Genomic DNA, 15,851 nt, shown 5'->3' with positions numbered 1-15,851 from the left:
CACGCACCCTACGGTTACTCGCCGCGCAGGGCATAGAGTGCGAAGATCGGCCAGAGTGTCGCGCGCCGGAGGCGGCCCAGCAAGTAGCGCGAATGCGGCCGCTGCATGATCGCGGGATAGAGCCGGGAGGGGCGTTTGTCCTGCACCAGATCGGCAAGCAGAGCACCGGCATAAGAGCCCATGGCCACCCCGTTGCCGTGATAGCAGAGCGAGGTGAAGGCCCCCGGCATACCGGGGATCGGCCCGGTGAACGGCGTGAGATCGCGCGAGATGGCCAAGAGCCCGTGCCAGCTATAGGGGCTTTCCACATCTGCCCAGGCGGGGAAGGTCTCCTGGAAATGTCTGCGGATGGTGCTGTGCATCCGCGCATCCGACGCGCGGGAGCTGAACAGCCCGCCACGCATGCCGAAAAGCATCCGCTTGTTGGGCATCAGGCGAAAGTAATGCGTCAGGAAGCGTTCATCATAGCACATCTGATGGGTGGACCATCCTTGCGCGGCGATCTCGTCATCCGTGAGTTCGCGGGTGACGATCACGTTTGACTGCGTCGGCAGGTAGCGGCCCGCGAGCCAGCGCGGCAAAGTCTCGGAAGAATAGCCGTTGGTGGCGACGATGAGCCGCTTGGCCCGGATCCTGGCCTGTGGAGTTGTGAGCGTGAAGGCATCACTCCGGTCGATGGCCGAAACGGGCGAGTGGGTGAAGATACGCGCCCCGGCCTTCGCCGCGGCACGCGCAAGGCCCGCCACGTATTTCATCGGGTTGAGGGCAATACCCACGGGGGTGGTCAGCGCCGCATAAAACGGGCCGGACATGCCATGCGCGCCAAGCTCGGCCTCGGGGATGAAGGTGGGTGTGATGCCAAGATCGCGCTCGACCTTTTCGGCCTGGGATTCAAGATTGGCGATGGCGGCACGGGAATGTGCCATGAGGGTTTCGCCTTCGGAATGCAGATCGGCGTCGATCCCGCGTTCGGCGAGCAGGGCCTGCACGTAGTCGGTCGCCTCTTTCTCGGCGCGGCGAAACTCGGCGCGCGCGGCGTCGCCATAGCGCAGGGTCATGACCTTGTCCGGGGCCGCCGCCCCGCCCATGCAACAGAAGCCGCCATTGCGCCCCGAGGCACCCCAGCCCGGCGTTTTGGCCTCGATCACGACCACATCGCGCCCGGCCTCAGCCAGGTGCAGCGCGGCGTTCAGACCGGTAAAGCCCGCCCCGATAATGGCAATGTCTGCCGTGACCTCTCCGGTGGCGGTGGGAAAGTCGGGCGGGCTGGCTGTGGAGGGCCAGTAGCAGCGTGCGCGTGGGGCCTCGGAATAGGCATGGGCGGGGAAGATGCGGCTCATGCCTTGACCGCCGCGCGTTCCTCCGCCTGTTGGCGCAGGGCCGCGCGTTTGGTGATCAGCGACGCGGTGATCACCCCCACGGCGACGATAGAGATCATGATGGTCGAGAGCGCGTTGATCTCAGGGGAGACGCCAAGGCGCACCGCCGAGAAGATCTTGATCGGCAGGGTGGTGGCCGAGGGGCCGGAGGTGAAGGAGGCGATCACCAGGTCATCAAGGCTGAGCGTGAAGGCCAGAAGCCAGCCCGAGATGACCGCAGGCGCGATGATCGGCAGGGTGACCAGGCGGAAGGCTGACATGGGCGAGCAGCCAAGATCAAGCGCGGCTTCTTCCAGCGAGCGGTCGAAGCTGACAAGGCGCGAAGAGACGACGACCGAGACGTAGCACATGGAGAAGGTGGTATGCGCGAGAACGATGGTGAACACGCCCCGGTCCAGCCCGATGCCGATGAAGAGCAGCAGGAGTGACAGGCCGGTGATCACCTCGGGCATCACGAGCGGGGCGTAGATCATGCCGGAGAAAAGCGTGCGGCCTTTGAAGCGGCCTGCGCGGACCAGCACATAGGCTGCCATGGTGCCAAGGATGGTGGCCAGAGTGGAGGAAGCGACGGCGACCTTGACCGTGACCCAGGCGGCATCGAGAAACGCCTCGTTGCGAAACAATTCGCCATACCATTTGGTCGAGAAGCCGGCCCAGACGGTGACGAGTTTCGACTCGTTGAAGCTGTAGACCACGAGAATGACCATGGGCAGGTAGAGAAAGGCAAAGCCCAGGGTGAGTGAGGTGGTGTTGAACCAGGTGAGGCGTCTCATTTGTCAGCACCTCCGCTGGCCGCAGGCGCAAATTTCTGCACAGAAATTTGGCAAGAAAATGTGCATTTTCTTGTTGCGCTCATTGGTCTGCCTCCCGCGCTTTCTGTTCGTTGCGCTGGAACAGGATGATCGGGATGATCAGGATGAGAAGCAGGATCACCGCCACGGCGGAGGCCACGGGCCAGTCGCGGTTGTTGAAGAATTCCTCCCAAAGCACCTTGCCGATCATCAGCGTTTGCGACCCGCCCAGAAGCGAGGGGATCACGAACTCGCCAATGGTGGGGATGAAGACCAGAAAACAGCCCGCGATGATGCCGTTCTTGGAAAGCGGGATGGTGACCAGCCAGAAGGCGCTGAGCCGGGAGCAGCCGAGGTCTTCGGCGGCCTCCAGCAAAGAGCCGTCGAGCCGTTCCAGTGCCGAGTAGATCGGCAGGATCATGAAGGGCAGGTAGGTGTAGACGATGCCGATATAGACCGCGGTATTCGTGTTAAGGATCGTGAGCGGCTCCGAGATCAGGCCCATGCCCAGCAGAAGCTGGTTGAGATAGCCCTCGCTCGACAGGATGCCCATCCAGGAATAGACCCGGATCAGGAAGCTGGTCCAGAAGGGCAGGATCACGAGCATCATCAGCGTGGGCCGCCAATGTTCGGGCGCGTTGGCCATGCCATAGGCGATGGGGTAGCCGACCAGCAGCGTCAGAAAGGTGGCGATAACGGCGATCTGGAGGGAGGAGAGATAGGCCTTCCAATAGAGGTCGTCAGAAGCGAGCCAGGTGAAGTTTTCAAAATCGAGGGCCGATAAGAATTCTTTGATCCCTTGCCAGCCGGTGCTGAAATCCAGCGTTGGCGTATAGGGGGGGATCGCCAGTTCAGTGTCGCTCAGGCTGATCTTGAGGACGATCAGGAAAGGCACCAGGAACAGTGCCAGCAGCCAGAGATAGGGGACGAGGATGAGGGTGGCGCGGCGCATCTCTCAGCTCTCCAGCAGCACGCCGGCGGTTTCGGTCCAGCTGAGCCAGACGTCATCCTCCCACGTGAAGGGCCGGGCCGAAAGGCGGCGGGTGTTGGCGGCCTGCGCCTTGACGATCTGACCGTTCGAAAGCTCCACGTGATAGGTGGAGAGGTTGCCGAGATAGGCGATATCGAGGATCTTGCCCTGCACCGCGTTGGCAGCACCCTCGGGTTTGTCGGCGCTGATGGCGACCTTTTCGGGCCGGATGGCCAGGTGACAGATCTGATCCCTGGTAAAGCTGCGGTCGGATTTGGCACGCAGCGTCGGCTGGCCTTCACCGAAGGTGATGTCATAGCCGTCGCCCTGCGGCGTGGCGGTGCCGGTGATGATGGTCACATCGCCGATGAAGTCGGCCACATAGACCGAGTTCGGCATCTCGTAGATGCGCGGCGGCGTGTCGGCCTGAATGATCTTGCCATGGTCCATCACGGCCACGCGGGAGGCGACGGTCATCGCCTCTTCCTGATCGTGGGTGACGATGACAAAGGTGGTGCCGGTCTTTTCCTGAATATCCATCAGCTCGAACTGGGTGTCCTGACGCAGCTTGGCGTCGAGCGCGCCCAGCGGTTCGTCGAGCAGGAGAAGCTTGGGCGCCTTGGCGAGGGAGCGGGCAAGGGCGACGCGCTGTCGCTGGCCGCCGGAAATCTGGTGCGGCTTGCGCTTGGCGAATTTCTCCAGCCGGGTGAGTTTGAGCATCTCATCGACGCGGGCATCGATCTCGGGCTTGGGCTTGCCATCCCGTTTGAGGCCGAAGGCGATATTTTCCCAGACCGAGAGATGCGGAAACAGCGCGTAGGACTGGAACATCATGTTCACCGCGCGCTTGTTGGGCGGGATCGGCGCGATGTCCTGTCCGCCCAGAAGGATCGTGCCTTCGGTCGGTGTCTCGAACCCGGCAAGCATGCGCATCAGCGTGGTCTTGCCACAGCCGGAGGGGCCGAGCAGGGCAAAGAACTCTTTCGCGTAAATATCGAAGGATTGGTTGTCGATGGCGGTGAAGTCGCCGAAGCGCTTGGTGACGTTCTTGAACTGAATGAGTGGTGACTCATTCGGGTCGTTCCACGGCTCAAAAACCTTCTCGCCCATCACATGTCCCTGTCATTTTGTGTTTTTTTGTTTGGTGAGCCTGCGCGAGGGGCGCCCCGCGCAGGCCAGTCTTGTCAGGTCAGGCGATCAGGTGCCCGACTTGATCTTGGTCCAGAGGCGGGTGACGACCCGCTGCACCTTCGCCGGATAGGGCGTGGTGGTGTAGAGGTTCTTGATCGTTTCCTCGGTCGGATAGATCGCCGGATCGTTGATCACGTCCTCTTCGAGCAGGGGCTTGGACGCCTCGTTGCCGTTGGCGTAGTAGACGTAGTTCGAGGCATCCGCCATGTTCTGCGCGTCCATGATGAAGTTCAGGAACTTGTGCGCGCCGTCGGGGTTCGGGGCATCCGCCGGGATCGCCATCTGGTCGAACCACATCAGCGACCCTTCGGCGAAGGCGTTATAGGCGATCTCGACGCCATTGTCGGCCTCGGCGGCGCGGTCGCGGGCCTGAAGCACGTCACCGGACCAGCCGATCGCCACGCAGATATCACCATTGGCCAGCGCGTTGATGTATTCCGAACTGTGGAACTTCTGCACGTAGGGCGCGATGGCCACGAGCACATCCTCGGCCTTGGCGATGACGTCGGGGTCATGGCTGTCGGGGTCTTCACCCAGATATTGCAGGGTCATCGGGATGATCTCGGTCGGAGCATCGAGGAAATGCACGCCACAGGAGGCAAGCTTTTCCATATTCGCAGGATCGAGCACCAGTTTCATGCTGTCGATCGGGGCATCCTCGCCCAGGACTTCCTTGACCTTGCCGACATTCACGCCGAGGCCCGTGGTGCCCCACATGTAGTTGATCGAGTATTCATTGCCGGGGTCGTATTTGGCGGTGCGCTCTTCAATGGCGTCCCACATGTTCGCGTGGTTGGGCAGTTTCGACAGGTCGAGCTTCTGAAAGGCCCCTGCCGAGATCTGGCGCTGCAGGAAGGTCCCCGAGGGCACCACCACGTCATAGCCCGAGCCACCGGCGAGCATCTTGGTTTCCAGCACTTCGTTGCTGTCAAACACGTCATAGATCAGCTCAAGCCCGGTTTCCTGCTCGAATTTCTCCAAGAGCGCTTCGTCGATGTAATCGGACCAGTTATAAACGCGCACCTCTTCGGCTGTGGCGGCAAACGCGCCCAGCGCCAGGGTGGCGGTGGTGGTCAGAATCAGTTTTTTCATGTTGGTCTCCCACTGGTCGGCAGTCTTTTTGATGCCGTGTGCGCGGATTTGATCAAATTTTTCCGCATCTGGCAATATGGTAATGGTTTCACGCAGTCGTTACACTCGCAAGACGAATGATGGCTGGCTTGAGCTGAACAGGAGACCCCATGCCGCAGAGCGCGTTGCAACCATCGCAGACCGATACCGCCCCGGCGCGGTTGCCGGCGCATGAGCTGATTTATCGCGAGCTGCGCAAGCTGGTGCTGTTCGGCGATCTGGCGCCGGGTCAGGCGGTGACCATCCAGGGGCTGACCGAGCGGCTGGGCGCGGGCATGACCCCGGTGCGCGAGGCGATCCGGCGGCTGATCTCGGAGGGGGCGCTGGAGTTTCAGGGCAACCGGCGGGTCAGTGTGCCGGTGCTGACGGCGGGAAATATCAGCGAGATTATTCTTGCAAGGCAATGGCTTGATCCGCATCTGACCCTACGCGCCACAGAGCGCGCGACGTTGGATGACCTGGCCGAGCTGACGCGGCTCGATGGGGTTCTGGACGAGGCGATTGCGGGGGGGGATTTGCGCAATTACCTGGAGCTGAACTATCTCTTTCATCACCAGATTTACCAGATCGCCAATGCGCCTATTCTGGCCGATCTGGCGGAGGGGCTTTGGCTGCGCTTCGGTCCGTCGCTTCGGGTGGTGTGCGGGCGGCTGGGAACGCAGAACCTGCCGGACAAGCACAAGGACATGCTGGATGCGATGCATGCCCGCGATGCGGAATCCGCGGCGCGCGCCATTCGCGAAGATGTGATCCAGGGAATGGAGCAGGTTCGCCACGCGTTACAGCTCTGAACGTGGGATTGCTGATTCGATTGACAGCAAAAAATTTGATCATATTCTGTCCTGCAACGCCCGCGCGCGCGACGCGGGCAGGCTCATGACAGAAAGGGTGCCCCATGACTTCGATCACAAACCACATGCCGACGGCTGAATTGCAGGCACTGGATGCGGCGCATCATCTGCATCCGTTCACCCACGGGTCCGACCTGGCCAAGAAGGGCGTGCGCGTGATCACGCGGGCCTCGGGCAGCACGCTGACCGATAGTGAGGGCAACGAATTTCTGGATGCAATGGCGGGGCTGTGGTGCGTGAACCTGGGTTATGGGCGCCCGGAACTGGCCGAAGCCGCGGCGCGCCAGATGAAGGAGTTGCCCTATTACAATACGTTCTTTCAGACGACCCATGTGCCGGCCATCGCGCTGTCGGCCCGCATTGCCGAGCTGACCCCGGGCGATCTGAACCATGTCTTTTTCGCCAGTTCCGGGTCGGAGGCGAATGACACCAATATGCGCCTTGTCCGCACCTATTGGGAACAGAAGGGCAAGCCGTCGAAGAAGATCATCATCAGCCGCAAGAACGCCTATCACGGGTCGTCCATGGGCAGCGCGTCTCTGGGCGGTATGTCCGCGATGCATGCGCAGGGCGGTCTGCCGATCCCGGATGTCCACCATATCGAGCAGCCGCACTGGTATGCCGAAGGCGGCGATATGAGCCCGGAGGAGTTTGGGTTGGAGCGCGCACGGCAGCTGGAACAGGCGATTCACGATCTGGGCGAAGACAATGTGGCCGCCTTCATCGCCGAGCCGATTCAGGGCGCGGGCGGGGTGATCATCCCGCCGGAAACCTATTGGCCCGAGATCCAGCGGATTTGCGACGCGCATGAGATCCTGCTGATCGCGGATGAGGTGATCTGTGGGTTCGGCCGGACAGGCAAATGGTTTGGGTCGCAGACACTGGATATCCGTCCCGACATCATGACGATCGCGAAGGGGCTGAGCTCGGGCTATCAGCCGATTGGTGGCTCGGTGGTTTCGGATGAGGTGGCGCGCGTCATGGACGAGTGCGAGTTTGCCCATGGCTATACCTATTCGGGCCATCCGGTGGCCTGTGCCGTGGCGCTGGAGAACCTGCGCATTCTGGATGAGGAAGGGATTGTCGAGCGTGCCGGTACGGAAACGGCGCCTTACCTCAAGGAAAAATGGGAGACGCTGACCGATCATCCCCTGGTGGGCGAGGCGCGCATCGCGGGGCTGATGGGTTCCATCGCGCTGACCCCGCATAAGGAAAGCCGCGCCAAGTTCGCCGCTGAGGCGGGCACTGCCGGTCTGATCTGTCGCGAGGCCTGTTTTGGCAACGGGCTGGTCATGCGCCATGTGGGCGACCGGATGGTGATCTCGCCGCCGCTGGTGATCACCAAGGACGAGGTGGACACGCTGATCGAGCGCGCCTGGACGGCGCTCGATGTGGCTCATAAGCGGCTGACGGATGAAGGGCTGATGAAAGCGGCGAGCTGACTCTGCCAGACCGGAACGCGAATGAGCGGAGGTCGCAGCGTTGGTTGCGGCCTCCGTTTTTTCATGGGGTGGCTTTCGCCACGCATTCACTCTTGGGGGCGAGGCCCCCAAACCCCCGATGAGGGACGCTGTCCCTCAAACTCCCTGGAGTATTTGCGGAACAATGAAGGGGGGAGAGGGGCGTGTGCCTAGTCCTTGACGAAGAGTTTGCGCGGCATGTCGGCGAGCGCCTGAGCGGGGCCGTCTTCGGTGATCAGGATGGTCTCGGTGGTCTCCAGCCCCCAGCTGTCCATCCAGAGGGCGGGCATGAAGTGAAAGACCATGCCGGGTTCGAGCACGGTGGTGTCTTCGAGCCGGATCGAGGCGGTGCGCTCGCCCCAGTCGGGGGGGTAGCTGAGGCCGATGGGATAGCCCATGCGCCCCTCGCGTTTGATGCCATGTTTGGCCAGCACGTCCATGAAGGCCCGGGCGATGTCGCAGGTGCGGTTGCCGGCGCGGGCGGCGTTGAGCCCGGCGTCGATGCCTTCGATCTGGGCCTCTTCGGCGCGCCGCATATCGTCGGGCGGGGTGCCGAGGTAAACCGTGCGGCAGAGCGGTGCGTGATAGCGGCGATAGACGCCGGACAGCTCAAAGAAGGTGGCCTCGTTCGGGCGCATCGGATCGCCGTTCCATGTCAGGTGCGCGGCGGTGGCGTCAATGCCGGAGGGGGTGAGTGGCGCGATGGCCGGATAGTCGCCCCAGATGTCATCCACCCCGGTGATCCCGGCGTGATAGATATCGGCGACGAGGTCGTTTTTGCGCAGACCCACCTCGGCGCGGTCGATGGCGGTCTGGATGACCTTCTCGGAGATGCGCGCGGCCTTGCGGATGAAGGCGATTTCTTCGTCCGATTTGATCAGGCGCTGCCAGTTGACCAGCGCCGTGGCATCGACAAGCGTGGCGTCAGGCAGCTCGTCGCTCAGGACGGCGTGGGCCTTGGCCGAATAGTAATAGTTTTCCATCTCGACGCCGATCCGGGCCTTGGCAAAGCCGCGATCGCGCAGGTGGGCGGCAAGGTCCTGCATCGGGTGGCGCTCGATCGACTGTACGTAGTGGTCGCCATAGCCGAGGATATGATCGTCGGACATCCAGCAGGTGCGCCGCCCGCCGATCATGTCCATGTAGCGGCCCCACCAGACGGGCGGGCCGTCAAGCCCGAGGATCACACCCTGATGCACGTAGAAGGACCAGCCGTCATAGGCGGTCAGCCAGGCCTGGTTGGACGGGTCGGTGACGAAAATGCAATCGAGCCCCGCTTCGGCCATGGCCGCGCGGGTCTTGGCGATGCGCCGGTCGAATTCTCCCTGTGAGAAGGGCAGGTCTTTGGTGCTCATGGAGTGCTCCGGTGTTTTGACCTATCAAAAGGTGTTTGTAGGCGCGGCGCCTCCTCAAATCCGGCGTGTCACGTCGCATTTGGGACATCGCGAAGCGTGCGGAGGGCGCAGATTGGCGCGGCAGCCGCGAACGGGAGAAGGACGGGCATGAAACTGGGCATCTATCAATGCCGTGCGGCCGGGCGGAGCCGGGCGGAGCGGCTGGACCGGCTTGAGCAGGAGTTGGAGGGCCGGGCGCTGGATCTGCTGGTGTGTCCGGAGCTGTTTGCCAGCGGTTACAATGTCGGCGCCGATCTGGAGCGGCTGGCGGAGGCGCCGGACGGGCCGTTCGGACAGGCGGTGGCGGCGCTGGCGCGACGGCAGGGCTGTGCCATTGCCTTTGGCTATCCGGAGCGGGCGGAGGATGTGATCTATAACGCGGCGGTGCTGTATGATGCGCAGGGGCGGCTTCTGGCCAATCATCGCAAGCGGTTGCCGTCGCCGGGAAGTTTTGAAGTGGAGGCTTTTGGGACCGGCGAAGCGGTCACTTTTGCCGAGTTGGGCGCGTGGCGCGTGGCGATGGTGATCTGTTACGAGGTTGAGTTTCCCGAAAGCGGCCGACAGGCGGCACAGGGCGGTGCACAGCTTTTGCTGGTGCCGACGGCGCTGGGCGCGGATTGGGGCATGGTGGCCGAGCGGGTCGTGGGCGCGCGGGCCTATGAGAACGGGATTTACCTGGCCTATGCCGATCACGCCGGAGAGGAAAACGGAGCGCGCTATTTTGGCGGCAGCCGCATCGTGGGGCCGGATGGCCGGGACATCGCGGCGATGGGCGACGAGGAAGGCGTGATCCTGGCCGACATCGCGCTGGATGAGGTGGCGCGGATGCAAAAGCGGCTGCCCTTCCTCCAGGATTGTGCCAAGCTCTAGTCCATGAAGCTGGATGCACGGGATATCGCCATTCTCAAGGTCCTGTCCGGGGACGGGCGGATCACGAATGCCGATCTGGCGGCGAAGGTGGGCTTGTCAGCCAGCCCCTGCTGGGAACGGGTGCGGAGGCTGGAGCGCGCGGGGCTGATCGAAGGCTACGGCGCGCGGATCGCGCTGAAAAAGCTCGGGCCCGCGATCACCGTTTTCGTGACGGTGGAACTGACCGACCACACGGCGCAGGCCTTTCGGGTGTTCGAGCGGCATATTGAACGCGTGCCGGAGGTCACGGCCTGTTGGGCGCTGGGCGGCGGGTTTGACTATCTCATGCAGGTGATCACCCGCGATATTGATGCCTATCAGGTGCTGATGGATACGCTGCTGGATGCCGATGTGGGGCTGGCGCGGTATTTCACCTATGTGGTGACCAAGCCTGTGAAAGGGCCCGGCGGGCCGCCCTTTGAGGTTTTGATCGGATAAAGAACAGAAGAATCTTCTGCCAAGCTGTGCAAATTCAGAACCACAGGCTGCGCGCTTCGGGGCATGGTCGCGCGGACGACTCACCAGATGATGAAAAGGGGCAGGCAGATGCTGAGAAATGACCAGTTGGAGCAATGGGACCGTGATAATTTCTTTCATCCCTCCACGCATCTGGCGGAATTCGCGCGGGGTGAACTGGCGCAAAGGGTGATCACCGGCGGCACGGGCTGTCATATCGAGGACCGCGACGGCAACCGGATGCTCGATGCCTTTGCCGGGCTGTATTGTGTGAATGTGGGCTATGGCCGTCAGGACATTGCCGAGGCGATGGCCGAGCAGGCGAAGGAGCTGGCCTATTACCACGCCTATGTCGGGCACGGAACCGAGGCCTCCATCACGCTGGCCAAGATGATCCTCGACCGCGCGCCGGGGCATATGAGCAAGGTCTATTTCGGTCTTTCCGGGTCGGATGCGAACGAGACCAACATCAAGCTGATCTGGTATTACAACAACATCCTCGGACGGCCCGAGAAGAAGAAGATCATCAGCCGCTGGCGGGGCTATCACGGCTCGGGGCTGATGACCGGATCGCTGACCGGGCTGGAGCTGTTTCACAAGAAATTCGATCTGCCGCTGAGCCAGGTGATCCATACCGAGGCCCCGTATTACTTCCGCCGTGCCGATTTGGGGCAGAGCGAAGCGCAGTTCGTGGCGCATTGCGTGGCCGAGCTGGAGGCGCTGATCGCACGCGAGGGAGCGGATACGATTGCCGCTTTCATCGGTGAGCCGGTGCTGGGCACGGGCGGGATCGTGCCGCCGCCGGAAGGATACTGGGCGGCGATTCAGGAGGTGCTGGAGCGTCACGATATCCTGCTCGTCGCCGATGAGGTGGTCACCGGGTTTGGCCGCCTTGGCACGATGTTCGGCTCGGAGCATTACGGGCTGAAGCCTGACCTGATCACCATCGCCAAGGGGCTGACCTCGGCCTATGCGCCGCTGTCCGGGTCGATCGTGAGCGAGAAGATGTGGAGCGTGCTGGAGCAGGGCACCGATGAGAATGGCCCGATTGGCCATGGCTGGACCTATTCGGCGCATCCCGTAGGCGCGGCGGCAGGCGTGGCCAACCTCAAGCTGCTGGATGAGCTGAACCTGATCCAGAACGCGGGCGAGGTGGGCGCCTATCTCAACACGCAGATGGGCGCGGCGCTGGAGGCGCATCCGCATGTGGGCGAGGTGCGCGGCGAGGGGATGCTGTGTGCCGTGGAGTTCGTGAAGGACAAGGAGAGCCGGAGCTTCTTTGATGCGGGCGACAAGGTGGGGCCGCGGATTGCTGCGGCGCTGGCCGGTGAAGGGGTGATCGCGCGGGCAATGCCGCAGGGGGATATCCTGGGTTTTGCGCCACCGTTCTGCCTGAGTCGCGAAGAGGCCGATGAGGTCGTTGCGAAGACCGCCAAGGCCGTAACAGCCGTGTTGGGGTAGGGTGTGACGAATCAATCCTATCCATTTGGAGAGCATTCGAGAGCACTTGCCGCTCATGTGCCCGATAATGGCGCAAGTTTAGCTGAAAACGCCGCACTCTGCTTGCATCCGGCTGAATTTGGCGCTTTATTCTCATGCGAACGCGGGACTAACCCGCGACAAAGACCAGGGAGTCTAATTTGCCGGATACGTTGAGCAACGATGCATTCGTTGAATTTGAGCGCGTGCAGAAAAGTTATGACGGGGAAACGCTGGTCGTCAAAGACCTGAACCTGTCGATGCCGAAGGGCGAATTTCTGACCATGTTGGGCCCGTCGGGTTCGGGCAAGACCACCTGCCTGATGATGCTCGCGGGGTTCGAGACAGCCACACACGGCAAGATCCTTCTCGACGGTGTGAGCATCAACAACATCCCGCCGCATAAGCGCGGGATCGGCATGGTGTTCCAGAACTACGCCTTGTTCCCGCATATGACGATTGCCGAGAACCTGAGCTTCCCTCTGGAAGTGCGCAAGATCGGCAAATCCGAACGCGAAGCCAAAGTGAAGCGCGCGCTGGACATGGTGGAGATGGGCTCTTTTGGCGGGCGCCGCCCGGCGCAGCTTTCGGGCGGTCAGCAACAGCGGGTCGCCCTGGCGCGGGCGCTGGTGTTCGAGCCGGAGCTGGTGCTGATGGACGAACCGCTGGGCGCGCTCGACAAGCAGCTGCGCGAGAAGATGCAGTTCGAGATCACCCATCTGGCGCATAGCCTGGGCATCACGACGGTGTATGTGACCCACGACCAGACCGAGGCGCTGACCATGTCGGACCGCGTTGCGGTGTTTGACGATGGCCGCATTCAGCAGATCGACCCGCCCGACGTCCTGTATGAGAACCCGCAGAACAGTTTCGTCGCGCAGTTCATCGGTGAAAACAACACCCTGGAAGGCACGGTGAAAGAGATCAAGGATGGTATTGCACTTGTGCAGCTTGACGATGGCGAGTTGATCGACTGTACGCCGGTCAATGTCACCGCAGCAGGTGAGCGCACCAAGGTGTCGATCCGTCCCGAGCGCGTGGAGTTTGACAAGTCGCGGCTCAAGGAAGGCTCGCACACGGTCAAGGCCGAGGTGCTGGAGTTCATCTATATGGGCGACATTTTCCGGACGCGGCTGAGGGTGGCGGGCAATGACGAGTTTATCGTCAAGACCCGGAACGCGCCCAATCAGGTGCGGCTGGAACCCGGCACGCAGCTTGAGATCGGCTGGCAGCCGGAAGACTGCCGGGCGCTGGATGCATAAAGATTTTCGAGATATCGCGCCTGCCTGATCAGGTGCGATGAACAGCGGGTCCCGAGGCTGAAGCCCGTGGCAGGGACCCCGATTATGAGTAACGGGTAAACTTAGGGAGATGAGAAATGAAACTCACCAAAACACTGCTTGCCACAACGGCGCTGACCGTTGCCGCAGGTGCGGTGGCTGCCCAGGAAATGACCATCGTGTCATGGGGTGGTGCCTATTCGAAGTCGCAAAAGCTGGCCTATCATGATCCGTATTCGGAAAAGACCGGTGTGACCATCATCAACGATGACAGCTCGGCCGAAGCCGTGGCCAAACTGCGCGCCATGAACGAAGCCGGCAACATCACCTGGGATGTGGTTGACGTGGTGGCCGCCGACGCCATCCGTCTGTGCGACGAAGGCCTGGCGATGGAAATCGACGCGGATACGCAGCTGGCCCCGGCGCCCGATGGCACCCCTGCGTCGGAAGATTTCGGTGACCTGCTGGTTTCCGACTGCTTCATTCCGCAGATCGTGTACTCGACCACCTTCGGCTATCGCACCGACATGGTGGGCGACACGCCGCCGACCGATGTCTGCGCCGTGTTCGACACCGAGACCTATCCCGGCAAGCGCAGCCTTGAGAAGCGCCCGATCAATAACATGGAATGGGCTCTGATCTGTGACGGCGTGGCGTTCGAGGATGTCTATGACGTTCTGGCCACCGAAGAAGGCCAAAACCAGGCGCTGGCCAAGCTCGACACCATCAAGGGTGACGTGATCTGGTGGAACGCCGGTGCGGACACGCCGCAGCTTCTGGCCGATGGCGAAGTTGTTATGGGCTCGACCTATAACGGCCGTCTGTTCAGCGTGATCGAAGAGCAGAAACAGCCCGTCGCCATGCTGTGGGACGCGCAGGTGTTCGACCTTGACGGCTGGATCATCCCGACCGGCCTGAGCGAAGAGCGTACCCAGCGCGCGCTGGACTACATCTACTTTGCCACCGATACCCAGCGTCTGGCGGATCAGGCCAAGTACATCTCGTACGGTCCGGCCCGTGCCTCTTCGGCGCCGCTGGTTGGTCAGCATGCCGATCTGGGCATCGACATGGCGCCGCATATGCCGACCGATCCGGAAAACGCGAAGCGGACCTTCCTCTATAACTACGAGTTCTGGGCCGACTACCGCGACGACATCGACGCCAAATTCCAGGCGTGGCTGGCGCAATAAGCCGATCAAGGGGTGCGTGACATCACGCACCCTACCTCTGATTTCCGGAAGGGGCTGTTATGGCCCCTTCCCACCAAAAACAAACCGATGGGGACATCATGAGTGACGCAGCTCAATCCGGCCCGATGCTGGCCGCCGATGGTACGCCGCTGAAGCAAAGCCTCGCGCGTTCCTTGCGAAACCAGAAGATGCGCGCGTTGATGCTGATTGCACCGCTGCTGATCTTCGTGCTGATTTCCTTCATCGTGCCGATTGCGTCGATGCTGTTCCGCTCGGTCGAGAACAATATCGTTGCCGATACATTGCCGCTGACGGTCGAGGCGCTTCAGGACTGGGACGCTGATAGTGGTGAGTTGCCCGATGAGCCTGTCTTTACCGCCTTTGTCACCGATATGGTGGCGGCCATCGAGGCCAAGGAACATACGCGGCTTGGCACGCGGCTCAACTATGAACAAACCGGCATGTCGTCGCTCTTCCGCAAATCGGGCCGGAAGATGAAAAAGCTCGACCCGGTTGCGGATGCGCCCTTCAAGGACAAGCTTATCGAGATCGACAAGGACTGGGGCGAGCTTCAGACCTGGCGCACGATCAAGACCCATTCGGTGACCATTACCAACGGGTATTTCCTGAACGCCGTGGATATGCGGCGCACGCCCGAAGGCATTCAGTCACAGCCCGAGGACAAGCAGATCCTCGTAAAACTTTTCGTGCGCACGCTGATCATGTCGCTGATCATCACCGGGTCGTGCATCCTGCTGGGCTATCCGATTGCGTGGATCCTTGCCAACTTGCCGATGCGCACCGCGAACGTGCTTATGATTCTGGTACTCTTACCATTCTGGACATCCCTTCTTGTCCGAACGAGCGCCTGGAAGGTGATGCTGCAACAGCAGGGCGTGATCAACGATGTGCTGGTCTGGCTCGGCATGGTGGCGGACGAGAACCGGCTGGTGATGATCAACAACCAGTTCGGCACGATCGTGGCGATGACGCATATCCTGCTGCCTTTCATGATCCTGCCGATGTATTCGGTGATGCAGACCATACCGCCGAGTTACCTGCGCGCCGCCAAGTCCTTGGGCGCAACCAACTGGACGGCCTTCTGGCGGGTCTATTTCCCGCAATCGGTGCCGGGGATCGGCGCGGGGTCGATCCTCGTCTTCATCCTGGCCATCGGGTATTACATCACACCCGAGATCGTGGGCGGCACAAAGGGTGTCTTTATCTCGAACCGGATCGCCTATCACATCTCATCCTCGCTCAACTGGGGGCTGGCGGCCGCGCTTGGGACGATCCTGCTGGCGGCGGTTCTCATCCTTTATTGGGCCTATGACAAGATTGTCGGCATCGACAACGTGAAGCTGGGGTAG

General features: G+C 61.7%; 14 protein-coding genes. 8 read left to right on the top strand and 6 right to left on the bottom strand.

What is annotated here, in order from left to right; translation table 11 throughout:
• Positions 1–14: 14 nt before the first annotated feature.
• The 5 genes from EI983_RS18065 to EI983_RS18045 all read right to left on the bottom strand — a co-directional run bounded on the left by EI983_RS18065 (position 15) and on the right by EI983_RS18045 (position 5,423).
• Positions 15–1,340 carry an NAD(P)/FAD-dependent oxidoreductase gene (locus tag EI983_RS18065; protein WP_157708734.1) on the bottom strand — a complete coding sequence of 442 codons (1,326 nt, stop codon included), beginning with the start codon at positions 1,338–1,340 and terminating at the stop codon, positions 15–17.
• Positions 1,337–2,152, bottom strand: coding sequence for an ABC transporter permease (locus EI983_RS18060; protein WP_157708733.1), 816 nt, complete (start codon positions 2,150–2,152; stop codon positions 1,337–1,339). Before EI983_RS18060 ends, EI983_RS18065 begins: the two co-directional genes overlap by 4 nt.
• 79 nt (positions 2,153–2,231) lie before the next feature.
• Positions 2,232–3,122, bottom strand: a complete 891-nt coding sequence (locus EI983_RS18055) for an ABC transporter permease subunit (protein ID WP_157708732.1) — start codon at positions 3,120–3,122, stop codon at positions 2,232–2,234.
• A gap of 3 nt (positions 3,123–3,125) precedes the next feature.
• Positions 3,126–4,250 carry an ABC transporter ATP-binding protein gene (locus EI983_RS18050; RefSeq protein WP_157708731.1) on the bottom strand — a complete coding sequence of 375 codons (1,125 nt, stop codon included), beginning with the start codon at positions 4,248–4,250 and terminating at the stop codon, positions 3,126–3,128.
• A gap of 87 nt (positions 4,251–4,337) precedes the next feature.
• Positions 4,338–5,423 carry a polyamine ABC transporter substrate-binding protein gene (locus tag EI983_RS18045; RefSeq protein ID WP_157708730.1) on the bottom strand — a complete coding sequence of 362 codons (1,086 nt, stop codon included), beginning with the start codon at positions 5,421–5,423 and terminating at the stop codon, positions 4,338–4,340.
• 149 nt (positions 5,424–5,572) lie between these two features.
• On the opposite strand from EI983_RS18045, the gene EI983_RS18040 reads away from it, so the two are divergent.
• The gene (locus EI983_RS18040) at positions 5,573–6,253 is read left to right on the top strand and encodes a GntR family transcriptional regulator (RefSeq protein WP_157708729.1); all 681 of its coding nucleotides are present in this window, start codon (positions 5,573–5,575) and stop codon (positions 6,251–6,253) included.
• A gap of 104 nt (positions 6,254–6,357) precedes the next feature.
• Complete coding sequence (locus EI983_RS18035; protein ID WP_157708728.1) at positions 6,358–7,755, top strand: aspartate aminotransferase family protein; 1,398 nt, start codon at positions 6,358–6,360, stop codon at positions 7,753–7,755.
• A gap of 188 nt (positions 7,756–7,943) precedes the next feature.
• Here the strand turns inward: EI983_RS18035 and EI983_RS18030 are convergent, their stop codons facing one another.
• Positions 7,944–9,128 (bottom strand): M24 family metallopeptidase, encoded by a 1,185-nt coding sequence (locus EI983_RS18030; protein ID WP_157708727.1) that lies wholly within the window; start codon positions 9,126–9,128, stop codon positions 7,944–7,946.
• Between the two features lie 147 nt (positions 9,129–9,275).
• On the opposite strand from EI983_RS18030, the gene EI983_RS18025 reads away from it, so the two are divergent.
• The 6 genes from EI983_RS18025 (at position 9,276) to EI983_RS18000 (ending at position 15,851) form a co-directional block, all read left to right on the top strand.
• Positions 9,276–10,037, top strand: a complete 762-nt coding sequence (locus EI983_RS18025) for a carbon-nitrogen hydrolase family protein (RefSeq protein WP_157708726.1) — start codon at positions 9,276–9,278, stop codon at positions 10,035–10,037.
• A gap of 3 nt (positions 10,038–10,040) precedes the next feature.
• On the top strand, positions 10,041–10,514 hold the full coding sequence (locus EI983_RS18020) for an Lrp/AsnC family transcriptional regulator (RefSeq protein WP_157708725.1): 474 nt from the start codon (positions 10,041–10,043) through the stop codon (positions 10,512–10,514).
• Positions 10,515–10,622: 108 nt separating this feature from the next.
• Positions 10,623–11,993: an aspartate aminotransferase family protein gene (locus EI983_RS18015; RefSeq protein ID WP_157708724.1), complete on the top strand. Its 1,371-nt coding sequence runs from the start codon at positions 10,623–10,625 to the stop codon at positions 11,991–11,993.
• Positions 11,994–12,172: 179 nt separating this feature from the next.
• Positions 12,173–13,273: an ABC transporter ATP-binding protein gene (locus tag EI983_RS18010; protein WP_157708723.1), complete on the top strand. Its 1,101-nt coding sequence runs from the start codon at positions 12,173–12,175 to the stop codon at positions 13,271–13,273.
• 116 nt (positions 13,274–13,389) lie between these two features.
• Positions 13,390–14,481 carry an extracellular solute-binding protein gene (locus EI983_RS18005; protein ID WP_157708722.1) on the top strand — a complete coding sequence of 364 codons (1,092 nt, stop codon included), beginning with the start codon at positions 13,390–13,392 and terminating at the stop codon, positions 14,479–14,481.
• Between the two features lie 98 nt (positions 14,482–14,579).
• A complete protein-coding gene (locus EI983_RS18000) occupies positions 14,580–15,851 on the top strand; it encodes an ABC transporter permease (RefSeq protein WP_157708721.1) in 1,272 nt (423 codons plus the stop codon).

The sequence above is a fragment of the Roseovarius faecimaris genome, from assembly GCF_009762325.1.
Taxonomy (GTDB): domain Bacteria; phylum Pseudomonadota; class Alphaproteobacteria; order Rhodobacterales; family Rhodobacteraceae; genus Roseovarius; species Roseovarius faecimaris.
This window is presented reverse-complemented; position numbering and strand designations above follow the sequence as displayed.